Raw genomic sequence first — 23,378 nt, 5'->3', positions numbered from 1 at the left:
TGGAGTTCTCGCAGCGCGCCGGGACTACCAGCCCGAGCGGGCTACGCCATTGCGGTTCGACTGCTCGTGATCGACCGGCACGACATTGTCGAATTTCATTGGCTTGGGCGCCTTTTCGTCGACCTCGTCGGCTATCCCGTCGCGGCGGCGCGACGGTGGCGCGAGAGAGACCTCGGGCGGTTGCGGCACCATCTTCTCGAAATCGGGTAACCCTTCGAGGAAATCCGACATCTTCGGCAGCCGCGCCTGTTCGGCCTGCAGGCCATCGATGATTTCCTTGGTCTTGCCATCGACCTGCTTGGCCGCGTCCTGAGCGGCGGCGGTCACCGCGGTGGCGAGTTCCTGCGGGGTGAGTTCGGTGATGTCCTCGGTGAATCGGGTCTCGATGACGATGCCTTTGGCATTGACCACGACCGTCACCCTGCGCTGTGCCGCGTGCGCGGTAGCGGTCAACTGGGCCTGCTGCTGCTGGGCGCGCGCGATCGAGGTCATAGTCTCCTGGAACGATTCGATGACATCGATCAGTTCCGAACGACTCGGCTCCTGTACCACTGCTATCTCCTAAACCCTTGCCCCGTGGCCCTATTCAGCGGCAAGGGCGGCAGCGCGGATCTCACTGCTCGATGCCACTTCACTGTTGTCCACAATGTTGGCACTCGCACACATTCCACCCGAGTAGTCCGCGCACCGATCCTCTTGGGACTTCTGCCCTTCGTTGATGCCTTCCCAGGAGGCGGTGAAGCCTTGGTCGCCCTTGAATCCCTCGCCGTTCTCATCGGTGCCGCAGTATTGCACCGCCTCCGCAGCCGTCTTGGCCATCCGTTCGCGCAGCGATTGCAGATTGCCCTTCGTGAGGTCCAGATCATGGGCAATATTCCGCAAACGCTGCGGCGTTACCGCTACACCCTTGGGCATGTCCCTACCAACCTTCCACTACCACGACATTCGATCATCCAAGCGGCCCGTTCCGCCTCGAACCATTCCCATCCACGGGAACTTCCGCGCTACCGGCAACCTCTGCGGGGACCAACCCGGCACTGGCGAACTGCCGATACGCACCGTCGATATCCGCGTCCGAGCCGAACGCCGCCACCAAACTCGCCGCGCCGACCGCACCCCGTTCCACTGCGGACATGAGCCGCGCCACACCGGCCCGCTGCGCCAATGACGGCTGCGCGGACAGCAGTCGCACAATGGTCTCCAGCACACTGCCCGCGGACCAGATGGGCGGCAGCGCCGCACCGCACTGGCGCACCGACGGCGATTCACCTCGATACCAGCGCTCGCCATCCCACCAGTAGCAGAACGAGAGCAGTCCAACGGCCGCACGTGGATTCAGTGCCGCGTTCGTCACCCAATCCGGGGCTCCCGCATAAAGATTCGGCAGTTCGATACCACCGTTGTAGGCGGCGTTGAGCGGTGGCGCATTCCACACCCCGCCGGAGAGCACCGCGCGCCCGCCCGGCAGCACATACAGCGACGATCCACTGCTGGCATTGCGGGCCGCCTCGTACCAGCCGGTATCGGGCACGATGCGCGGCCCATCCTCCGATCCCACCGCGACATGCGCCGCCGCCAGCGCGGCCCACCGCGCCCACAATCGGGGAAGTTCCGGAAACCCCTCCCCCAGCAGGCGTTGTCGCACGCCGTGCAGTCGATCCGCGCGGGCGGCCAGCGCTGCGGAACGCCGACCGCGCGACTGCCGATCGGCGTGGCCGATATAGGCCGCGAGCCAAACCGGAAGGCGCGGACGAGGATAGGCCGCGATATCGTCACGGTATGCCTCGGGCCGGAAGAGTTGATCGCCGGGAAAGGGTTCCTCGCCGTAGTCGTATTCGGTTTCCACCAGCGCGAATTCGTCGATCCGCATACTCATCCGCCACCACGGACCCGCCACCGATCGGGCCGATCGCGCCCTGGACTCGCGCACCAGCGCGAGCAGTGGCTCCGACGCGGTCACCCGACGGGCGCGTTTGCCTTCCACGACGCTGATCCGAGCCGCCTCGGCCGAGACGGTCATGGCGAAGACCGCTTCCACCCGCAGGCCCGGTCTGCCGATCCCGATCAGCGCCGCCGCTATGCCTTCCTCCGGCGCCCGCACCAGGGTGATTCCGATTTCCTCTGCGCCGGAGATGCTTTCGATGTACTCCATGGCAGTTCCCATCGCTTGCTCACCTATCGCAACCGATACTGACACGTGACGGCCAACGCCGTACCCCCGCCGAGGGGCCAATTGCTCAAGGGACTGTAAAGAATACTGAGCAGCCGTTCTCAAGCACCCGGAAGATTCGCCAGGCGTTTGCCCTACCAATCAGGGAAGTTCCCAGCGACGGGAATCTCTAGAATGCTCGCAGTCTACTGGAGATTTCGGGCACGGCCGACCAGCGCACGATAACTCGGAACACCGGGTCCTATTGCCGCCCGGCGCGGCACAGGCCCTAGTCCGCCGTCCCGTATCGGCGTTGGAAGCGCTGCTCGAATTCCGCGATATACACCGAGGGCGACACGGACGACGAGGATTGTTCCAGTACACCATCGTCGCCGATATAGAAGATCGCGCGGCCGATCGAGATCTCACCCGGCTGAGTCGGCACGAAAACCATCCATCCCACACTAAACCGTTCGGCGTGCAGATCCTCCAGCGGGTATCCGGTCGTGTCCATATCCTGATCCAGGATGTATTGCCGGACACGGGAAATCGCCTCGCTCTCGGGCAGCGGATCCGGCAGGATCATGGCAACGCCCGCCAGCGAGAGCTGGAACAGCGCACTGTCGATATCGAAAGCGCCGGTGTCGCCGAATACATCGGCGAGCGTATCGCGAGTCACCACACCGACTTCCGCCGCCGCGACCAGCGTCTGCACCGCCTTGCGCCGCCGCTCGGTCGGCTCCTCGCCGAAAACGCCCAGAATCACATCGATTACGGTCTGCGAGGTCCACACACCGGGCACCGCCTCGGCCAGCAGATCCGAGGTCGGCGATTCACCGCGATACCAGCGCCCGCCCTCCCACCAGTAGCAGAATGACAGCAACCCTGTGGCAGCACGGGGATTCAGCACCGGATTGGCCACCCACTCCGGCGCACCACCGTAGTAGTCGGGCATCGGTGCGGCATTGTTGTAAGTGGCGTCGAGTTCGGGCGCGTTCCACACACCGCCGGAAAGCACGCCGCGCCCACCCGGCAATGAATACAGCGTCGCCCCGCTGCGCCTGGTGCCCTCGAACCAACCGAGTGCGGGCAAAACCCTTGGCCCCCAATCGGATCGGACTGCCACGAAGGCCGCCGCGATCACCGCCCATCGGGCCTGCATGAGCGGGAAGGCCGGAAACTCCTCCTGCGACAGCACGCCGCGATTGCCCGCCTCCCGATCGGCCCGTGCCTGCTGGGCCGCCAACTCGGCCGGCCGCGATTGCCGATTGTCGTGCCCGACATAGGCCGCCAGCCAGATCGGCAGCGTCCGGCGCGGATAGGCTTCGAGATCGGCCCGATAAACCTCGGGCGGGAACATCTGCTCGTCCGGAAACGGGACATCGCCGTAGTCGTAGTCGATCTCGAGCGCACCCGCACTCGTGAGCGTCAGCAGCAGCCGCCACCACGCGCCATCACCCAATTGGGCCGACAAATCACGATGTTCGCGGGCCAGCGCCAGAATCTCCTCGGTGGGCGTGGCACGCACCGAACGATCCTCGTCGTCGTAGTAGACCGCGACCGCCATTTCGGCTGCGGTGGTCATCGCGAAGAACACCTCGAGCCGTCGCCAGCCCTCCGGCCCCAAAGCGGCCAGCTCCCTCGCGATCTCGTGGCCGATCTGTGTCGCACGCTCGGTGACGTCGACCGATTTCGGTGCGGGATCGAGACTGAAACCCACGTCCGGATCGCCGCCGGACGCCTCGAATGCCTCGACGAACTGGCGGACGAAAGCGTCCTGCGCATTGTCGGCACTCGCTTCCGGCGCCGCCTCGGGTGCCGGCTGGGCGGCCGCGTCTTCGGGCATCGGCTCCGGAGCGGGATCCCCGGCCGGAGTTCCCTCGCCTGGTGTGGTCACGCCGCCATCTCCTCATCAACGTGCCGGCATTTTCGCCTCATCCTGGCACAGCGGAGTGGAAAAAGTATGGCGAACAATTTGCCGCAGGATTGCTGTTCGATTCGCGATGCGCGATCGTGTCACCGATGATCTAGGGATTCCCCCAAGCGAAAGGAGTGTCCATGCGCCGCGCCGTGCTGCTGGCCGCCACGATGCTGACCTGCCTCTACGCACCGAGCGCCGGGGCCGCCCCCTTCGAGCGGCACGATGGTGTCGTGGCGCCGCCCGGTGCGAACGACTGGAATTGCGTACCGACGCCTGCGCATCCGCTTCCCGTGATACTCCTGCACGGAACCTGGGACAACCAGAACGCGTGGAATGTGCTCGCACCGCGCCTCGCGGCCGATGGCTACTGTGTTTTCACGCTCAACTACGGGCGGGATAGCTCCAGCGTCCTCGGATCGCAGCCGCGTCACTACGCGTCGGGCGATATCGCGGCCTCCGCGCGCGAGGTCGGCGAGTTCGTGGATCGGGTGCGCACGGCGACGGGTGCGGCGCGGGTCGCGCTGCTGGGGCATTCGCAAGGGGCGGTGGTCGCGCGGCAGTATGTGCGGTTCGAGGGTGGACGGCACAAGGTCGGCAAGCTGATCTCGCTGGTCGGCACCAACCACGGCACCACCCAGCGGGGGTTGATCGATCCGCGGCGGGTGGAGACTCCATTGAGTCCGGAGCGGATCGTGATGGGATTCACCGGGATCGCCGCCTATCAGCAACTCGTCGGCAGCGAGTTCCTGCGCGAGCTCAATGCGGACGGCGATACCGAGCCGGGTATCGCCTACACCGTGATCGCCAGCCGGTTCGATGATGCCTCCGCGCCGCCCGAGGCCACCTTCCTCGCGGCCGGTCCCGGTGCGACGGTCGACAATGTCATGGTTCAGGATCTGTGCCCGAGCGACCGATACGATCATGCGTCGCTGCCGCAGTCGCCGACCGTCGGCTACATCGTCGAGCGGGCCTTGGATCCCGGCTATCGCGGTAACCCCTGCTGATTCACCCGAAGTGGGACAGGTCGAAACCGGTGAGATCCGGGAGCACGAAATCGGCTCCGGCGGTGCGGAGTTCGTCCTGCGAGAAGCGACCGCTGGCGACCGCGACCACTTCGACGCCATTGGCGTGGGCAGCGGCGATATCGCGCGGTGTATCGCCGATGACGAGCGTCCGCGCCGGATCGAACCGGATTCGGTGGCGCCGCTCGGCGCGCTGCCAGGCGCGGGGAACCAATTCCGCTCGGGTGGCCTCGTCTTCGCCGTACGCGCCCACCGCCAGGTCGAGATACCCGGCCAGTTCGAAGATCTCGAGTTTGGCCTCGGCCCCGGCGCGGGAATTGCCGGTGAGGACGGTGGATATGACGCCGTCGCGGTGCAGGACGCTCTTCAGCGCGGCCGGGACGCCTTCGAGCACCTTGCCGTGGGTGCGCATCCTCTCGGCGTGCTCGCGGTAGCCGGCTGCCAGCAGGCCGGCGAAGTGCGCGTATCCGGCGGCGTCGTAGGTCAATCCGTGGAGCTCGAGAGTATCTGCGAAGATGTGCGGATCCAATTGACCTGCGGGGTCGGCCATCTCGCGCATCGGGACACCTGTCGCCGCGGCGAAGGCGGCGGCGAAAGCCGTGCGGCCCGCTCCGCCGGTGTCGATGAGGGTTTGGTCAATATCCCACAGCAGGAAACGCTTCTCGGCCACCCGACCTACCCTATGGTGCCCGGCCTCATCGGATGAAGATGCCCGCGCGGCGGGCCGGATCGGTCAGGATATCGCGGATCAGCAGGCCGAGATCGAAATCCGCAGGGAGTGAGCGATAGTTCAGTGCGCAGAGGGTCGTCTCTCGGACCGCGATGGTGAAAGATGTGGTGTGGTCAGGACTCTGCCGCCAAGTGACGGTGGTGTGCGGCGCCTCCAGGTCGATATCGCGGGTGCCCGCCTTTAGGGTCAGGCGGGTGTTGTGCCGGAAGAACACGACCTTTGTCTCCCCCAGATCACCGTAGACGCCTTCGGATATCGCCGGAACCGACTGAGTTGCGCGGAGCGTGCCTGCTAGCGGGTCGAATTCCGCGACCTCGCCGAATCCGGTGTGGGATTTGACATAGATTGTGCCATTGGTGCGCTTTTCGGCTGGTTGGCCGGACGCGCGGGGGAATCGTCCCGCGATGCGCGGTGCGGTCGGGGCATTGGTGTCCGGGGTGGGTTGGGGCTTGGTCGGAGGTTCGAGATGGGGTTCCGGCTTTGTCTCTGTCCAATTCGCGGCGGCGGTGGTCATCGTCGGCAAGTTTCTGTTCGCGGAAGGCGTTTCCGGTTCGCGGGGGCTCGGTGACGAATCGAAGGCGGGCAGTAGCTTCGGCCCCTGCTGTGTTTGCTTCGTATCCGAAGGCATGGTCGAATCCGCCTGGACGTCCTGGTGGGAGATGATCGTTGGACCCGAAGGGCCCTGTGGCGCCGTCGAATTCGAGCCGGTCCAGGAGTTGAATCGTTGGAACAGCGGCGATGGGTTGATCGGATCGACATTCAGGACTTCCAGCGACGGGGGTGCCGGGATCTGTGGCACATGCGGCGTATGGGAACGCACCGACGGACCCGGCTCGAATGCATCCGGTTCGGACGCCGGATCGCCCGGTGGGAGCTGCTGCCTCGGATCGATCGGTGCTGGAACGTGGTCGGCGACCGATGTTCGGTCTGCTGCGCCGTTGACCGGAACCAAGTCAGCGCTTGGTGACGGAACCGGTGCGGCCTGCCGCGGCACCAGTGCGGGTTGCTGCGGCACAGGTCCGGGCTGCGCCGGCACCGATGTGGGCTGCAGCGGCACAGGTGCGGGTTGCGGCAGCACAGGTCCGGGCTGCGGCGGCACCGGCGCGGGCTGCGGCGGCACAGGTCCGGGCTGCGCCGGCACCGGCGCGGGCTGATCGGCGGGCGCATTCGGCGGGCGAGTCGCGGCCGGAATCGGCTGCTGTTCAACGGGTACCGAGCCGGCGGGGGAATCGGTCACGCCCTGTTGCGCAACTGGGCGTTGTGGGGCAGCACTATCTCGCTGATCGTTCGCGCCCTCGGCGGAATCGCTGCCGGGTCCGGGGACGAACTCCGGTCTGCTGGATCGAGTCGCGGTGCCGTTGGAAGACCTGTCGGGCTGCGCCGGCGCAGCCGAACCCGGCACCAGCTCGAACGGCCCGCCTCGGCGCGCGTTCGAGGGCGAAGGCGGTTCAGATCGGTCGGCAACTGCTCGGCCCTGCGTGTCCGGCATGGTGTCCGATCGAGGCCCGTCGGGCGGAGTCGACTTCGAGCCGGGACGCTGCTCTCCCGCAGGCAGCTCAGAAACACCTGCGCCCCTGTTGGATTCGGGTCGGCCAGGTATTTCGGCCGGGATCCGGTCGTGTGCGGGCGATTCGGCATTGGCACCGAGGGCGCTGTTCAACTCTTGGAAAGTCTTGAGATCGTCAGCGGTAGCGGTGACTTCGGCCCGGAGTTTGGTTTGCACGGCGGCGAGTTGGGCGGGTGTCAGGCGCTCCTTTTGATCGATCTTGCCGTCGCGGTAGATCTCGTAGACCTTGGCGAACCGTTTGGCATCGGCGCCGGTGAGATCCACGCCGACGGTGCGCGCCCAGTCGCGGTTGGGTTCGACCGGGGCGGCGGGGTCGGGCAGATTCCAGGTGAACAGGCTGCCGTTCTCCATGGCGGCGGTCAATTCCTGGACGTCGCCGACCAGGGAAAGGAGATGGTCGACGGCCTTCTCGTGGACCGGGAATTCGCCATCGACCACCCGCGGATCGGCGGCGTCGGCACCGAGGCGAACTCGATCGAACGGATCCAATTCATTGATGGTTCTGTAGAATTCGCCGAGCGCATCGGCGAGGTTGACCGCCTCGTGCGGGCGGCGTGCGAGTTTGCCCACGGCCTTTGCGAGTTTGGCCGGGTCGAAACCATTCGTGTCGGGGATCCGATGCTTCAAGTCGGGGGTGAACTTCTTGGGCAACAGGTCCTTCGGGAACCGTCCGGGACGCTCACCTACGCCGAGTCGCTCGGCCAACTGGTCGCGGGCCGCGAACACCACGGCGGAATCGGTGCCGCGCAGGAGTTTCGCGTAGCGAACCAGATCCTCGATCGCCTGCAGTCGCCGTGCTCTGGGCAGATCGGGATCGGCCAAACTCGCGCCGACGCGCTGCGGTGTCAGCTCGTCGAGTTCCAGTCCGAGGCGGTTCGCGAGGGTCCAGCGGGCATCGTCGTGGTTGTGGAAGTCGTCGATATCCCATGCGGTGCGGGCGTAGTCGATGACCGCCTCGATTCTGGCGGCCCGCGCCGCATTCTCCAGTCGGAGTTGTTCCAGCCGCTGTCGCAGCTTCTCCGGGTCGGCGATCTCGTCTTCGGTGAGGCCCAGCCGCTCGGCCAGCTCCCGATGCTGCTCGGCGATCTCACTGGGCGACAAAGACTTCGGACGGGTCGGCTCCGGTGTGTCTTCGACAATGGGCCGCCAAGGCCCCTCGCCATCGCGCACGAGCGTGACTTCCAGTCGGCGACCACCGATGTCCTCCGTAATATGGTGCACCGCAACCGATCCGGAGTCCGCCATGCGGACCGATCCGTCCGACTCGACCTTCGCCACCCGGAAGTTGACCTCGACCTGTCCGGAATTCACGGCCTCCGCCAACTCCGGATGGGCCGCCAGGGCATCGGCGAGCACCCGCTCGTGCGCCAGCCCGGCATCGAAGACGACCACCTTCGGCTTGCCGCCCGATTCTGCCGGTATGAGGGCGATTCCCTCTACTCCCTGCACCAGGAATCCGCCGTCTTCGGCAGCCGCGGAGCGCAGTCCCAGATCGGCGGCGACCTCCTCCAAACCACCGACCTCGGCATCGGTGTGCAGGAATTTGTTTGCCTCCGCTTCGAATTCGGCGAGTTCCTTCGCCTTGGATTTGACCTCGTCGAACTGCTCCCGCAGCGTCTGCGCCGGATTCTCATTGAGCCGATCCAGATCCGCGCCGCGCAGCTGCGCCCACACCGCGCGCTCATCCCTGACCTGATCGCGGCGCAACCCCTCCTCGAAATAGACCGGTATGCCCTCGTCGTGATGCGTCTCCGGCCAGAACCGCGCCGACTCACCGCCATTGTTCGGGCCGAGCGCGTCCATGAAGGTGATACCTGTCCCCTCCTTGGCGTGCCAGATCTCCCGCAGCAGCCTGCCCATCGGGTCCTTGTCGAAGAAATCGACCATATCCGCGTAGGGAATTCGACGATTCTCCTGGTAGTAGCGCGCCGCCGCCTCCACCAGCCCCGACAGCGCGCCAACCCGGCGAGCCTGCTGGTATCGCAGCATTTTCAGCAGGGCGCGAATATCGTCCGCCGTCGACTTCTTCGGCACGTCGATTCCGAACCGATCCGCCAGCGCGGTCAACTCCGCCAGTGCTCTCGACCTGGCATTGCGCGCATCGACCGTCTCATTCGCGAGATCGGCGAAAGCGCCCTCGCCCCCATGCGCCTGGTGCGCCTCTTCTTCGACCGGCGGCCTGATGCCTGCCCGTGGCTCATTCGGCTCGCGCGGCAGTTCGCTCAGCGGCTTCCCGTGCTCCTTCTCATACAGTTCCGGATTCGCCTCATCGATCCAGTACCGATATTCGGTGCCATCCCGATTGCGCGGCACCGAATAGTCCCCCGCCCGATACGCCACCCGCTTGGTCCACCGATTCAGCACGGGCATCAACTCCCGCACCTGCCAAATGGTCACGACCTCTTTGAGAATCCGCATCGGGCTGAACTTGGTCCCCAGCACATCACCGTGATCGGTGTGCTTGACCAGTGCGGTCAACCCGGCCTCCCAGCCGAGGAAGGACTGCCCCGCACTGTCCACACCGGATCCGGACGGATACTTCGGACTGTGGCCTTCGAATCCGCCGTTCAGCCGCGTCCAGAGGCGCTGTAGTAGCGACTTCTGGTCTGGTGCAGCTTGTTTCGCATTCGACGGCTTCGCCTTCGGCGCGGCTTCGGGTTCCGGTTCGTGCACCCGCCAGCCGCCCTTTTCGTCGGCCACCAGGCGCACCGGAATGGGCTCGCCATCGACTTCCACTGTGTGGGTTCGTGATTCACCGGCTCGGGTTTGCTCCGACTCGGCGGTGTCGTGCACCTCGTCCCGTCGGCTCGGTTGTGGATGGGCCGGTTCGACTTCCCTTGGGGGCTCGCTGTTCACCAGTTTGAGTTCTGGGGAAGGTTCTGCGCCGCGCTCGTCCTGTGTCGCAAAGCGCGGGTTGTCCTGCGGTCGTGCACGATCGGGTCTTGGGCGAGTCCCATCGTTCGGCTCGAGGGCGGGCTTGCCCTCCGGCACTCGATCGCGCGGGGTTTCACTGTGGGATCGCGGCGGTTCTGAATAGTCCCCGTGGACGGCCCTGTTCGATGCATGGGATGGACCGTCACCGGCGGGGCGCGCCGTTCCGGTGTCGGACTCGCCTGCGGGGCGCGCCGTTGCGGTGTCGGACTCGCCTGCGGCACTGGCGGCTCGGCGATTGGGGTCGCCTGCGATTGGCTTGTCGGATTCGACGGGAGCAGGGGCGACACTGCGCTCATCCAGAACTACGCCGCCGCGATCCGGGGCCGACTCGGAGTGATCCGATTCGGCACCGCCGCCGCGCCTTTCGCCGCCCCTGGGAGCATCGACCGCCGCAGGCGGTACGGATCCGGTGGCCGCGTCTCGACCTTGGGCCTGAACTGCGGTCTCGCGTTCGGCGACGGCCGGGGACGAATGGACCCCGGCGGGAGCGTCTGCGGCCCGTCCTGTCTTTTGCGCGGCTACGGCGTGTTCCACCGGCGCGGTGCCTGCGGATGCAGATCGGGCGGCACGCCTGTCGGCCGGATTCGTCCCCGCAGGAGTTGTGTCCCGTCCGGCAGGGCTCGCCGTGCGCGCGGTCGAATCACCGGCGGGCCTGTTGGTGGTGCCAGGTTTGAATGGACGGCCCGAATCCGCTTCTGTCGTACGCGGATTGAGCTCAGCGCGGTTGGCGCGGCTCTGATCCACAGTGCGGGGGCGGTTGTCACCGGTAGTGGTTGCGCCCGTGGACTCTGCGACATTGCTCGCCGAGCTCGTTCTAACTGCGGTCGACGAGTGATCGAGATTCGAAGCCGGAGTGCCGATCAGTGGGGCTTCGGTCTGAGGGCCGGGGTTCGCCACCGCCTGACGCTCGGGGTGGACGATGGTTCCCACGACAGGCGCGGCTTCGGCGGCAAGATGGGCAGGCCGGGTCGGTACCCCGGCGTCGTGTGCGGTCATTGGCCCCTGCCCGGATGGAACAGGGACATGCTCGCCGGGGACGGCACCAGCATGTTCGCCCGAGCCGGGGATCGCATACTGACCCGACGCACCTACGCCACGTTCACCCGACCCGACTGTCGAGTGCCCACCGAACGGGGCGGCACGCACACCCGACGCTGAGACCGAATCCCCACCCGACGCACCGATAACCTGCTCACCCGCCCCGTCGATCGTGTGCCCAGCAGATGCACCTGCGGCACGCTCGCCCGGCGCGATGACTGCAGGCAAACCTGACGTGCCTACAACCCGCTCACCTGAACCCACCGCCATATGGTCACCGGACGCCGGTGTGGCACGCTCGCCCGATCCGACGCCCATGTACTCACCCGACGCCGATGTGACACGCTCGCCGGGCTCGACGGCCGGGTGCCCGTTGGATGTTGCAACGCGCTCGCCTGATGCCGGGAGCGCATGTTCACCCGAAGCGGCATGACCGTCCGATACGGCAGCTGTCTGTCCGTTGGATGCGGCTGCGGCATGCTCGCCGGGGGCGATCGCGGTGTGGTCACCAGATGCTGCCGCGGCATGTACGCCAGGCATGTTGACCTGGTGTCCCGACGAATTATGCTGAAACCCACCATCGTTCACGCTATCGGCGACGCCTGCGCGAGGAGTCCCGACCTCGGTGGCGGGCGCGATCCTGGCGGTGGAGCCATCACCGTGGCCCACCGGACCTACGGATGCTCCATTGGGAGCGTCGTGCACCGTCGCGGATCCGCCTCCGCCAGCGGTGCTTTCGGTGTCTCGGACCGATGAGTCGGCGGCGCGGACGCCGGCTGACCGGTTGCCCTGCGCCGAAACCAGGTCTCCCCGAGATGCATCCCCATCGACTGGTGATTCGCCCTCGATTTGTCTGGTTTGCGCCACACCTTCACCAGATCCACCTGAAAGACGCTCTGCCCCTGCGGTTTCAGCACCGGTACCCGTGGGCCGGAGCTGCCCTTCCGCACCGGTCCCGTCGCGGGCGGTCCCGATACGCGGCGCATTCGCGAACTTGTCACTCTTCTGCGGTGCCGGGTACCACTCGGGATGGCGGTTGCGGTAGAAGGCATCCGCCGCAGCACGGTTCGGGCCGGCCATCGCACCATTGGCGATGCCTGCGGTGAGCATGCGCGGGTCGAACTCGGTGTGTTTGAAGTTCTCCCACGCCTTGTCCCAGCCCTGGGTCGCCAAGTCGATGCCGAATTGGGTCAGTACATTCGCGCCGAATCCGGCGGCCGCACCGACAGTTCCAGCGGCGGCACCACTGATGGCGGTCGCGCCGAAGCGCAGCACGGGGCGCATTTCGGAACGCATGCGCCCGCTCAACCATTCGCCGACCGGTGCCGCCGCAGCGGCGCCTGCCGCCGAACTGGCCGCCGTCACGGTGATGCGGGACATATCCAGTCCGTCGCGGTGGCCGCGCACCCACTGAGACGCCTCGATGCCCACCTCCTGGGCGGTGCCCTTGATCGTGTCGATCATGACGTGCCGCGCCAGATAGGTGAAAACCTTTTTGCCCCACATCTTTCCGCTCAGTGCCAGCACCCGCTGCATAACCCTGGCGGCGATCATTCGGATACCGACCCTGGTCACGCCGATGGCAGCGACCTCGGCGGCGGGGGCGGTCGGCGGAAAAATCCACGCCGCAGCGATCTCCACCGCGAGCAGGCCGAGGGAGGTGATCATCATCAACTGGGCGGAATCGATCTCGGTCCCAACGCCCTCGGTCGCCTCGGCGATCTCATCGAAGATCTCGGCCAGCTTCTCCAACGACTGCGGCCCGCGCTGGAGACTACTGAACTCCGCCACCATCGCATCGATGCCATCGCCGAACGGATACGCCGCAAGCGAAGCCGATTTCGCGTCCTCGACCTCCTCGAGAATGGCATGCAGATCCGTCGCGGCGGTGCGCCAGTCCTCGGCCAGCCCCCACATACCCTCCGGGTTGCCTGCAGGCCATTCCGAACCGGCCACCCACTCCAACCATTTCAGATAGCCGGGTAGCTCAGCCATTTACCAACTCTTGTCGGTGATCCCATTGCCCTGGAGTCGGGCAGCGACTTCGACATCGGTGAATTCCGCGACAAAGTCCGATGATTCACGCGCCGGGGTGAGTGGCGCGGGCGGCGCGACCGGTACCCGCACATCCGGCATGTCCTCGATCAATTCGGAAAGTTTGGGCAGCCGCGCACGCCGTTCCTGCAAGGGCGTCATGAGCTCCGCCGCCTTGCGCGCCACATCGGCACTTGCCTGCTGCGCGGCCTCGGTCATCGCCCGCGCGATCTCCGGGTAGGTCAAGTCCTCGATATCCGAGTGGAATTGGGTATCTATCACCGTGCCGTCGGCATTCACCGTGATGGTGACCCGCCTGCGCGCGGTCGCCGTCGCGGTGAGCAGCGCCCGCTCGCGCTGGATGCGGGCAATCTCCACCATTTGCTGCTGCACCTCCTCCAGCAGCGCGACGGTTTGCGCCCGAGTACTGTCGTTCCTCATCGATGGCCTCGGGGTCAGGGCTTACCGAAGGGGTTGTTTCGGTCGGTCCGCTCCAATGTGTCGGCCGCCCGATACTGACTGGTCGAGAAGCTGTCGAAGCTGGCCGCCATACTGCGGCCGCTCTTGGTGCTGCCCTCCTGGGAGGCGAGATAGCCGTTGTCCCCCTGAGTGAACTGGTGGCCGATCTTGTCATCGCCCCAGGGTTCGCCACGACCCGCGATCGATGCCTCCAACGCGGTGAGGACATTGATGATCCGGTCATGGATATCGGAGGTCTTTCCACCGGCCTGGCGCAGCAGCGAAGGGTAGATCCCGATCTTGGTAGCCATCGCGTTTGCTCCTCCTGTGCCGCCCGGTCGCTCCCACCCGTCACAGCTACGGGTGAATTTCGACAGTGACACCTGATAGCGACGCTCCAGTGGCTCAAATATGAACAGGGGGCACCGAAGCCGTTACGCGCAGCGGCTATCACCAACTCGAATCGGTGACGCCACCCGATTGCCGGTAGGATTCTTCGCCCCCGGCAGCGGGTTCCTCGCGCTGCGGCGCAGTCGGAACTCGACCACTCAGATCCGGCATTCCCTCGATGAGATCCGACAGCTTCGGCAGTCGCGCGCGCTGAACGAGCAAGGGAGTCATCAACTCTCGCGCCTGCGCCGCCGCATCGGCCGCGGCCAGCCGGGCCGCCTCCGTGACCGCGCTCGCGATCTCCGCATAGTCGAGATCGTCGATATCCGCGCTGAATCGCGTATCGATCAGTGCCCCTTCGGCATTCACTGCTACGGTCACCCGTTTGCCACGCACCGAGGCGCGGCCGATGATTCGTGCCCGCTCCGCGCCGAGGCGCGAGATCAGCTCCATTTGCTGCTCGAAATCATCCATGATCTCGAGCATGTCTTCTCTCGCGCGCTCATTGGGCATGGCTTCTCCTCGGAATCAATTGCGCGGCAGGAATAGACGTGCGCGGCGAGCAGGGTTCGCCAGCACCTCGTCAATGAAGCGGCCGATATCTCTGTCGGGCAGTCGATTTCGATAGGTGGCGGCGAATCGTATCGAATTGTGCTGTGTCACGGCGAAATACGAGCTCGCCCGGTCGCAGCTGTACCACTCTGTGCGTGCGCCATCCTCGAGATCGACAGTATGCGAATCGACGCTGAGGAATAGACCGCTGTGGGCGCGGTAGAAGACAACCAGATGACCATCCAGATCATCGAAGACGCCGCCCAGCCGGGCCGGCGCGTCCGGTGTGGGATCAATCACCGTCCGCAGCGTGCCCGCTTCGGTATCGAACTCCGCATGCTCACTCAGGCCGGACATGGACCGCACCAGAATGCCCTCGACTCGGCCGTGGCGCGCTGAGATCGAGGTCGGGCTTCTGCCGTAGTTCGGGGTGTGGGTTTGACCGGGCAATGAAGAGGTCGGCGTCCCGACCGTTGTCCCCTGAGCGCCGTTCCCGCGCTCAGGTAGGTCCACTGCACTGTCCGCGACTACGGTCCCGCCCGAAAATGACGCCGGTACAAGACTTCCCGCACTCGACGGGCTTCCACTGGGTGCTGGCCGAACAGTCGATTCAGCTCCCGGCGATGGACTTGAAGTCGGTGCTCTAGTCGGTCCGGGCGATGGGCTGGTGGCTGTCGGATTCGAGGTTCCCGAAGAACCTGGTGTCGAAGTGGAGCCCGGACTCGATGGTGTCGGATCGGGATGTGGCCAGGGTCCCGAGGACGAAGTCGGGTCGGGACGCGGACTCGACCCCGAAGACGAAGTCGGATCCGGACGCGGACTCGACCCCGAAGACGAAGTCGGATCCGGACGCGGACTCGACCCGGTGGATGTTGGATTCGAAGTCGGACCATTGGACGAGGAGGGATCAGGGTGCGGACTCGGCCCGGAGGACGACGGGTCAGGGCTCGGACTCGGTCCAGAGGGTGTTGGACGCGGACTCGCTCCTGAAGTCGACGACGGGGCGGGATGCGGGCCTGATCCCGAAGATCGGTCTGGACGTGGACTCGGCCCGGATCCCGACGCGGCCCCACTGGGCTCTCCCAGTCCAGGATGCGATTCGGATCCGCGTCCCGGCCTCGGAACATGCTGTGGGGGTGCGGAATCCGACGGGTGAGGTCGTATTTCCGGCCTCATATCCGGGCGTGATCCTGGTTGACCGCCAGGCTGTGTACCTGAACCGGGTTCCGCTCCGGGAACTGGATCCTGTCCCGCCGGTGCAAAAAGTCGACCCCACCCGGAGGCATCCGGCGGGTTCGGCGCAGTGAACAGCGGGATATCGGCGGGCGGCAGATATCTGGGGGTGTAGGGGACTTGGGACGTCAACTCGGGCACTTCCGGCTTCTCGGAAGCAGTCGACCCACCTTGGTTTCCGGTCCGGCCCGCCCCACCGCCATTTGAGCTACCAACCCGGCCGGAGCCACCACTGCCCGACTCACCCTGATTGCCAATCCCATTCGACCGGCCGGGATCGCTCGACCGGCTCGGATCGCCAGTTCCATCGTGATTGCCCGACTGGCCGGTCGCACCTCCATTGGGATTCGACCCACCATGGGCACTGTTCTGCCCGAAACCTCCGCCAGTATTCGCCGCACCCGTGGAGTTCGCATGGCCGAGACCACCGGCATTCGCACTCGATGCGCCGGGATCAACAGTTCCACCGGCGCTACCACTCGCCCCGCCCGCACTATTGGCATGGGGACTGCCGGAGTTCGCACTTCCGCCGGCATCGCCGGTTCGACCGACACCACGATCACCCGCACCCGGCCCACTCGCTGTGGAACCCTGCGGGTTGCCCGACTGACCGCGGCCAGTCCGTCCGGTTCCTGACGGAGTATCCGGATGTGTCGATGAATTCGCCAGTACGGAACCAGCTTTCGCGGAATCTCCAGTCTGCGCGGCGGAGTCGGGTACACCGGGCGTGGAGCCCTGTGGGATACCCGACTGACTGCGGCCAGTCCGCCCGGCTCCCGGCTGTGCATCCGGACTCGCCGATGAATTCCCCAGCATGGAACCAACTTTCGCGGAGCCGGCAGTCGGCACGGGGAGATCGCGTGCACCGGGGGTGGGCAGATCGGAGATATGGACGGTGCCTGCCGAGTCGATGGTGAGCCGCACGAAGCGGACCGTCACCTCCGGATGTGCCAGCGCTGCGGCTACTTCTGTGTTCTGTGCGGCGGCCACCCGCAATGCGTCCGCGTGTGCTCCTTCACCGGACTGTCGCCCGACTACGACAACGGACGGCCGCGCACCGTCGACCACACCGACCCGATCGGAGATGAACCCTGCGCCGATCGACCTCAGATAGTCGCCGCCCGCCGCACTCATCATGCGATCGGTCAGGTCGAAAACCCGTGTGCGCGTCCCGTTGTACTCATTCGCTGCCCGCTCCAACTCATCAATGCGAGCATGCTTTTCGGCCATCTCATCGACCCGCATGGTCTTCCCACGCAACTCGTCGAGTGTCCGGGCCAGCGGGTCCCCCGGCACGAGCCCGGCCTCCGTCACCGGCATTCGCCCAACCAATACCCGCAACGCCGCCCGCAACCCCGGCAACCGCTCCGTCAGCACCGCCCGCAACGCTGCCAGCCTCTTGACCTCGCGTTGCACCGGCGGCGATGGCTCATGGACCGCAGGCGAACCTCCCTGCCTCGCGCCTGGTTCCCCAGCTCCGTTCTCCCCCACGCCGCCAGACTCGCCACGCGTCCCACCGGCACCGTCCGTCGCGTGCTCACCGGCAGGCCGCGGCCCCGACGTACCCTCGTGCACAGCACCATTCGCACCCGCACCCGCCGACTCACCGGCGGGTACCCCCGATCCGATTGAACGAGCCGCACCGTCGGTAGCAGATCCGAATTCTCGAGGTGGTACGGCCTGCTGGCGCGTCGCGGTAGCAGGCGTGGACTCGGACGGAGATCGACTGCCCGTCTCCGACGCGGACTCCGGTCGAGAGGCATGCCCGTTGGGGGTCTCGGATTGCGACTGCGCGCCGATATGGGGGCGAGATTCCGAAGCAGGGCTGGTCCCCGACTCGGGTCTCGGCTCGACCGGGTCTGCGGAGGCACGAGGCGGCTCGGGCGATTTCGGTGTGCCGCCCTCGGCAAGGTCATGCTCGAATTTGGTTCGGGCGGTGTGCAGTTCGTCGATTTGTTGGCGAATCTGCTGCTGTTGATGGTGGCTCTCGGTGGGGCTCAGAGCAGCGCTGTCAATCAGGTCCGACGCCGTTTTTAGGTCGGATAGCCTGCGGTCGAATGCCTTTCGGATTTGTTGTTCGAGTTGGGCCGGGGTCAGACCCTCCGGATCGATACCGAGAGTGCGTGCGTGTTCCCGTAGCGCATCGACATGTTCGGGAGATGTATGGGTTTCGGTGGGGCCGTGCGTTGGCGCGTCGGGTGATGATGCGGCAGACCGACTTTCAGCTCCATTGGTCTCGCGGGCGGACGCCTTTGGCGCTTCGGCTGACGTCTTGCCCGCCTGTACCGCACCCTGCTTCTCCTCTCCGGCCCCGCCCCGTTGTGAAACCCCTGCTCCAGACTCCGATCCCGGTCGGATAGCGCTGCCGTCCCCTCCCGATCCAAGCCGCACGCCCTGCGGTTTGCGCCCCTCCCCCGCACTCGACTGCTGCTCACCAGTATTCGCACGTCCGTCGCTGCCTCCACCCCTGTTCCCCGCCTCGCTCCGAGTGACGTCACCGGAGGCACCAGCCTTCGGCTCGGCACCCGATCCCGCCGCCTCACCTCTGGTTCCGTGCGAAGAGGTCGCAGTGCCGGAGTTGCCCGACGCCATAGCGCCACCTTCCCCTGCCACCGCTGAAACGCCACCTTCCCCTACCACCGCCGCAGCGCCACCTTTCCCGACAACCGCCGCAGCGCCACTTTCCCCAGCAATCGCCTCGGAGCCACTGCGGGGACTCGGCGTCGCCCCGGTCTGCGACTCGTCCCCGAGAGCCGACGGACGGGCAGCGGATCCATCACCGGAATCACCACTGGCCGCGGGATGCCCCGGATTCGTTCCCCGCTCCACCGCAGTCCCGTCGGGCGCACCATGACCGCCCTCGACATTTCCCACGCGAACGGAGCGGTCAGTCGCAGGGCCTCCGGATTCCCCAGCAACACCCGATGAACGCGAATTGTCACCGCCACCGGCTTCATTGGCGACTCCACCGCCATATCGCGGATCGCCCGCATCAGTTCCCGACTGGCCGGCACGCACTACCTGCTCGCCGCTACCGGCAGCAGCGTTCGATGATCCGCCTTCCGACGTCGCACCGACCGTCCTCTGCGCCGAAGGTCGCGCACCCGGATCACCGGCACTCGCCGCATTTCCCGAGGGATGCGCCGCAGGATCACCGGCGCCCACACCGTGAACCCCGGACGCCCCTGCCCCCGGCGACCCGGCTCGGCCTGCAGCGCCGGTCGATTCTCCCACCGCACCCGAGGACCCACCTGTTGCCGACCCAGCACCCGAGGAACGCCCACTCGGATCACCGGCACCAGACGCGTTCCGCGAAGGATGCGCCGCAGGATCACCGGCACTGTGCGCACCCGCCCTGGATACCTGCTGTCCCCCACCAGTGCCAGTGTTTGCGACACCCACACCCGAACCCGCCCCGTGAACTCCCGCAACCGCCGGGTCGCCTGCCGCATGCACCGCTACTTCCGACCGACCGGCTACAGAATTGGTCGAGGTTCCTGCCACCCCCGATGACGGGTGATTCGAAGACGCGGTGGACGGATCGCCCGAACCGTGGGGTTGAGCGGGGGTCCCGTGCGAAGTCGGTCGGACGGCCGAGCCGGACGCGGACCCATGAGGGTCCGGCAAACCGCCTGGATTCCGGACTCCCGCAGCAGTATTCGCCGCAGAACCAGCGCTCGTCGAGCGGGCGGGGTCTCCTCCGGCGCCGGGGGCAGACGCGCCACTCTTCGATGCGCCGCTATTCGATGTCACGCCGCCCGACGGATCGCCCGCCCGCGCAGCGCCTGCCGGTGTCCCACCGCGACCATCAGGCCCGGTGCCGGCGGGTCCACCACCAGGGGCGGAATACCGCCCACTCCCTGATGACCCACTCGCTCCCCAACCCCGCACCCGAGGCTTGACCGACCGATACCCCTTCGCCGATCCGACTCCGGCGCCGTAGGCGGCGGTGCTGGTCAAAACCCTTGGATCCCAGCTGAACCCGTTGAAGAAGCCGCCGATTCCCCACGAGGCGACCCCGCCCGCCATTCCGGATCCGACACCGACGGCGGCTCCTTTGAACGCGGTTCCCAAAGGCCCTTTCAGCGGTGCCTTGGCCGCGATTTTCGCCAACCCGCCGCCGAGCGGACTACCGACCAGACCGCCGAAGGCGGAGGTGTAGGCGGTGGTGCCGACACGCTCCCAGTCCATTGATTTCCGATGGCCTGCCAGCTCCTGTCCGTACTGGATCGCGACATCCTGTCCGGTGCCGACAACCGTCCCGACGAGCACGTGTCCGACGGCGAAGCGAAATAGGTGGGCCAGGCCGAATTTGGTGGCGTACTCGGTGATAGCGGTCGCGGCCCGGCGGCCGAGGATGCGGATGGCGACGCGGGTGACGGCGATGGCCGCGGCCTCGACGAGGGGGGCGGTGGGTGGGAAGAGCCAGGCGGCGGCGATCTCACCTGCCAGCAGTGCCAGCGAAGTGATGATGAGAACCTTGGTGTATTCGATTTCGGTGCCGGTGGCATCGGAGGCCTCCGCGACCTTGCCGAGGATTTCGGACAGGCGGGCGATGGAGTGTTCGTTCCGGTCGTCGGCGAGTTGATCGAGCGCCGAGATCATCGCGGCCCCACCCGCACCCGCCGGATAGGCGGCCGCAGTATCCTTCCGGACCCTGTGCAGGTCGGGTAGGAGTTTGTTCAGTTCGTCGGCGGCATGGCGCCAATCACCCGCGATGGCCCACATCTTGTCCTCGTCGCCGAGGGGCCAAGCCGAGCCTGCGACATAACCGAGCCAGTGCAGCCCGCCGGGCAGGTAGATCGTCACACCGCACTACCCGCGTAGGCGGTGGGCCGATCGAATCTCGCGCTCCCACAACAGATCTGCGGAATCACGGTGCCCTTTGGAGTAGGCGGCGAACGTCTTCGCCACGTTGTCCATACCCTCTTTGAGGTTGGCGTGCGCGGCGGTATAACCGGTGTCGCCATCGGCGAAGTTGCTGCCGTAACTGTCGTAGCCCCAAGCCGCGCCGCGCGCACCGAGTGCTGCCTCGAGCTCGCTGAGAATCGTCGTCATCCGTCCGCGCAGCGAATCCAGTTGCACGGCGGTGCCGCGCAATTGCTCATGGTGGATCTCAACCTTGCTCGCCACCTCGACCCCTTTCACAACAGCAGGTCTCGACCATGCCATGCGAAATATGGGACGAATAGGAAATTTACGCGCTCCTGATACCAACCCAACGACACCCGAATCCGCCCCGGAAACTCCCCCGACGCAGGTCCGCACCCCATACCGGATACCACCGCGAATCGACCGTCACTGACGCAACCTTGACGCTCGAATGCCCGAGAACATTGGTTTACCCGCCCTCGAAGACCTCTGGCGAGACGTTCGATCTGCCCCGGCCGGGTAGCCATCGCGGCGCTCGAGTGCCGAGGAGGAAACGCCCCGCACTGGCCCACCTGTACACCGCACCGGCGCCGAACTCCCCAGACATTCCCGGCGTTGACATCCGCGTCACCGGACAATGTCAATAGACCAGCAGCCACCTGGAGGGCCGCTCTGTGTGCCGGCGCGAAGGGGTACTGCAGGACCATCGATGATCGCGCCGATGACGAGGACACGTGTTTTGGAAGCGCTGACCAGGACGCTGGTTCGCTACCGCGCGCGACCACCCCGATTCCGGCCTGCCGTGGCGCCACGTCCGACGGCGATGACGGTCACCACCAAAAGCACCGTCACCAATTCCATCAGATGCCACGAAGATTCGGCGGCTTTCTCGACTGCCTGCGCGCGAGGCGGCGGAGGCGGAGGCGGCGCGACGACCCGCTCCGGAGCAGGCGGAATCGAGGGCTCCGGTTCTGGCGGTGCAATCACCTGAATCACCGCGGGTCTCGGCGGCTCCGCAGCGGGGGGCTGCGGAATCAACAGCGGCGGCAATGGCTCGGGCGGAGGCGGAGGCGGCACCGCGAGCAGCAGACAGAGCAATCCGCTGCCCGCCGCCGCGCTGCCCGCCAACGCGCTTCCGGTGGCGGAACCCGTTCCGAGCAGCCCGCTTCCGACCGCCGAGCCGGTACCGACCAGACCGCTACCGACACCGCTCCCCGGCCCGCTCCCGGTGAGCAGCAGCACCGCCAACCCGCCGAGCGCCGCACTCCCCAAACAGGCGGGCAATACCGCAGCGCCGGAACCATTCTCGTGCTGCGGCGAATCTGCCTCCGCGGCAGCAGGTTCCGTCGACACCTCCGCAGGCGCGACCGGGACGGTCGCCACCGGAGCGGACTGCGCGGGTACGGCACGAGCCGTAGGTATCGTCAACTCCTCGCCATAGGGCTCGAATTCCGTCCCAACAGAACCACTTCCGGTATCGAAACCGAAGCTGCCCGTTCCGATGGGTGGCGCACCCGAGGCCACCGGCGCACCGAACGCGAGAACTACCGCGGGTATCAGCGCCAAAACCTTTGCCTGCCTCATCTTCCACCACCCCTCCGAGCCGACCGACCGGCTATTGGAATCGCGATCTAGCGAATTCGAAGGCGTCGCGCGACACGATATCGCCGCCCGAGAAGGGGTAGTCGAGTTCGTGGATCAGCAACAGCGCCGACCCGACGACCATCCCCAGCAGCCCGATCATCAAGGTGCTGCGCCCGGTGACCCGCACCGCGGATAGCACAGGGGTGAACAACAGCAGCACGGTGGCGATATACAGCAGGGTGTAGAGAAACCCTGGAATCCCGTGGCTCGCCGTCACACCCCGTTCCGAACGCGCTTTGGACACCTGCTCCAGGCTCGACATTGCCGAGGAACGCAGGTTGCCGATATTGGGGTCGGGTGAATCGATCTGCCCCACGGCTTGGCGCAGCGAATCCAATGTGCGCTGCACCTGCCCGCTGAGCTGCCGATCGTGATCCATCACCGGCCACTCCACCTCGAGGACGCCAGTCGTGTAGTCGCGCACCAGATCCTGGATCCGCTGCCCATCGGGTCCGGGCATCGAGTGTGCGGCCCAATAGGTTTCGACCAGCGCGTTCGCCTCGACCACGGTGTTCTTGCGGGCATCGTCGTACTGCTGCCAGCAGACCACGAAGATGAAGGCGATCACGGCCGTGAAGAAGGTCTTGATCATGTCGAGTAGTAGCGCGCCCGCCGGATCCTCGTCCACGCCGTGCCAGGACTTGGGCCGCAACCGATCTCCGACCACGAAGACGATGAGCGCGATGGCCGCCGATGCGACGGCGACGATCAATTCCCGCACCATAGCGCGGATCACCTCCCGAGAACTGCCGACCGAGGGTGGCTTGGCATGAGGGTATTCGCGACAAGGTCGCGGGCGGATGGTGGTATTTCCGAAACGGGTTCGCCCCCGG

Annotated in this window: 15 protein-coding genes and 1 pseudogene; 1 reads left to right on the top strand and 15 read right to left on the bottom strand. The window is 66.2% G+C overall.

Features of this window, described 5'->3' with window-relative positions:
• Positions 1-24: 24 nt before the first annotated feature.
• The 4 genes from D5S18_RS23205 to D5S18_RS23190 all read right to left on the bottom strand — a co-directional run bounded on the left by D5S18_RS23205 (position 25) and on the right by D5S18_RS23190 (position 4,046).
• Positions 25-552: a YbaB/EbfC family nucleoid-associated protein gene (locus tag D5S18_RS23205; protein ID WP_120043193.1), complete on the bottom strand. Its 528-nt coding sequence runs from the start codon at positions 550-552 to the stop codon at positions 25-27.
• Between the two features lie 30 nt (positions 553-582).
• Positions 583-915, bottom strand: a complete 333-nt coding sequence (locus D5S18_RS23200; RefSeq protein WP_120043192.1) for a hypothetical protein — start codon at positions 913-915, stop codon at positions 583-585.
• Positions 916-949: 34 nt separating this feature from the next.
• Positions 950-2,152 carry a hypothetical protein gene (locus tag D5S18_RS23195; RefSeq protein WP_120043191.1) on the bottom strand — a complete coding sequence of 401 codons (1,203 nt, stop codon included), beginning with the start codon at positions 2,150-2,152 and terminating at the stop codon, positions 950-952.
• A 286-nt stretch (positions 2,153-2,438) separates the two neighbouring features.
• Positions 2,439-4,046: a hypothetical protein gene (locus D5S18_RS23190; RefSeq protein WP_239003951.1), complete on the bottom strand. Its 1,608-nt coding sequence runs from the start codon at positions 4,044-4,046 to the stop codon at positions 2,439-2,441.
• 161 nt (positions 4,047-4,207) lie between these two features.
• On the opposite strand from D5S18_RS23190, the gene D5S18_RS23185 reads away from it, so the two are divergent.
• On the top strand, positions 4,208-5,074 hold the full coding sequence (locus tag D5S18_RS23185; protein WP_120043190.1) for an esterase/lipase family protein: 867 nt from the start codon (positions 4,208-4,210) through the stop codon (positions 5,072-5,074).
• A gap of 1 nt (position 5,075) precedes the next feature.
• Here the strand turns inward: D5S18_RS23185 and D5S18_RS23180 are convergent, their stop codons facing one another.
• From D5S18_RS23180 to D5S18_RS23105, 11 genes and pseudogenes are all read right to left on the bottom strand, one after another.
• Entirely contained in the window at positions 5,076-5,762 is a 687-nt protein-coding gene (locus tag D5S18_RS23180) for an HAD family hydrolase (protein WP_158607939.1), read from the bottom strand.
• A gap of 25 nt (positions 5,763-5,787) precedes the next feature.
• Entirely contained in the window at positions 5,788-13,356 is a 7,569-nt protein-coding gene (locus D5S18_RS23175) for a WXG100-like domain-containing protein (RefSeq protein WP_120043188.1), read from the bottom strand.
• Complete coding sequence (locus D5S18_RS23170; RefSeq protein WP_120043187.1) at positions 13,357-13,836, bottom strand: YbaB/EbfC family nucleoid-associated protein; 480 nt, start codon at positions 13,834-13,836, stop codon at positions 13,357-13,359.
• Between the two features lie 14 nt (positions 13,837-13,850).
• The gene (locus D5S18_RS23165; RefSeq protein WP_120043186.1) at positions 13,851-14,165 is read right to left on the bottom strand and encodes a hypothetical protein; all 315 of its coding nucleotides are present in this window, start codon (positions 14,163-14,165) and stop codon (positions 13,851-13,853) included.
• Between the two features lie 139 nt (positions 14,166-14,304).
• Entirely contained in the window at positions 14,305-14,757 is a 453-nt protein-coding gene (locus D5S18_RS23160) for a YbaB/EbfC family nucleoid-associated protein (RefSeq protein ID WP_120043185.1), read from the bottom strand.
• A 15-nt stretch (positions 14,758-14,772) separates the two neighbouring features.
• Entirely contained in the window at positions 14,773-15,153 is a 381-nt protein-coding gene (locus D5S18_RS23155; RefSeq protein WP_120043184.1) for a hypothetical protein, read from the bottom strand.
• Between the two features lie 3,893 nt (positions 15,154-19,046).
• On the bottom strand, positions 19,047-19,481 hold the full coding sequence (locus D5S18_RS23130; RefSeq protein WP_120043179.1) for a hypothetical protein: 435 nt from the start codon (positions 19,479-19,481) through the stop codon (positions 19,047-19,049).
• Between the two features lie 973 nt (positions 19,482-20,454).
• A pseudogene (locus D5S18_RS36710) lies at positions 20,455-20,757 on the bottom strand (WXG100-like domain-containing protein); the annotation flags it as partial.
• Between the two features lie 87 nt (positions 20,758-20,844).
• Positions 20,845-21,162 carry a hypothetical protein gene (locus tag D5S18_RS23115; protein ID WP_147404096.1) on the bottom strand — a complete coding sequence of 106 codons (318 nt, stop codon included), beginning with the start codon at positions 21,160-21,162 and terminating at the stop codon, positions 20,845-20,847.
• 507 nt (positions 21,163-21,669) lie between these two features.
• Positions 21,670-22,485, bottom strand: a complete 816-nt coding sequence (locus D5S18_RS23110; protein ID WP_147404095.1) for a hypothetical protein — start codon at positions 22,483-22,485, stop codon at positions 21,670-21,672.
• Positions 22,486-22,516: 31 nt separating this feature from the next.
• Entirely contained in the window at positions 22,517-23,269 is a 753-nt protein-coding gene (locus D5S18_RS23105; RefSeq protein WP_120043174.1) for a bestrophin-like domain, read from the bottom strand.
• Between the last annotated feature and the right edge of the window lie 109 nt (positions 23,270-23,378).

This window comes from Nocardia panacis (genome assembly GCF_003598715.1).
Taxonomy (GTDB): domain Bacteria; phylum Actinomycetota; class Actinomycetes; order Mycobacteriales; family Mycobacteriaceae; genus Nocardia; species Nocardia panacis.
Note: the sequence above shows the minus strand (reverse complement) of the source record. Positions and strands in the feature narration are given on the sequence as shown.

Coding starts and splice junctions, on each gene's coding strand:
- D5S18_RS23130 (WP_120043179.1), bottom strand. CDS start 19,481: ATGCGGCAGGCGACCCGGCGGTTGCGGGAGTTCACGGGGCGGGTTCGG.
- D5S18_RS23160 (WP_120043185.1), bottom strand. CDS start 14,757: ATGCCCAATGAGCGCGCGAGAGAAGACATGCTCGAGATCATGGATGAT.
- D5S18_RS23105 (WP_120043174.1), bottom strand. CDS start 23,269: ATGGTGCGGGAATTGATCGTCGCCGTCGCATCGGCGGCCATCGCGCTC.
- D5S18_RS23175 (WP_120043188.1), bottom strand. CDS start 13,356: ATGGCTGAGCTACCCGGCTATCTGAAATGGTTGGAGTGGGTGGCCGGT.
- D5S18_RS23195 (WP_120043191.1), bottom strand. CDS start 2,152: ATGGAGTACATCGAAAGCATCTCCGGCGCAGAGGAAATCGGAATCACC.
- D5S18_RS23185 (WP_120043190.1), top strand. CDS start 4,208: ATGCGCCGCGCCGTGCTGCTGGCCGCCACGATGCTGACCTGCCTCTAC.
- D5S18_RS23165 (WP_120043186.1), bottom strand. CDS start 14,165: ATGGCTACCAAGATCGGGATCTACCCTTCGCTGCTGCGCCAGGCCGGT.
- D5S18_RS23170 (WP_120043187.1), bottom strand. CDS start 13,836: ATGAGGAACGACAGTACTCGGGCGCAAACCGTCGCGCTGCTGGAGGAG.
- D5S18_RS23200 (WP_120043192.1), bottom strand. CDS start 915: ATGCCCAAGGGTGTAGCGGTAACGCCGCAGCGTTTGCGGAATATTGCC.
- D5S18_RS23110 (WP_147404095.1), bottom strand. CDS start 22,485: ATGAGGCAGGCAAAGGTTTTGGCGCTGATACCCGCGGTAGTTCTCGCG.
- D5S18_RS23155 (WP_120043184.1), bottom strand. CDS start 15,153: ATGTCCGGCCTGAGTGAGCATGCGGAGTTCGATACCGAAGCGGGCACG.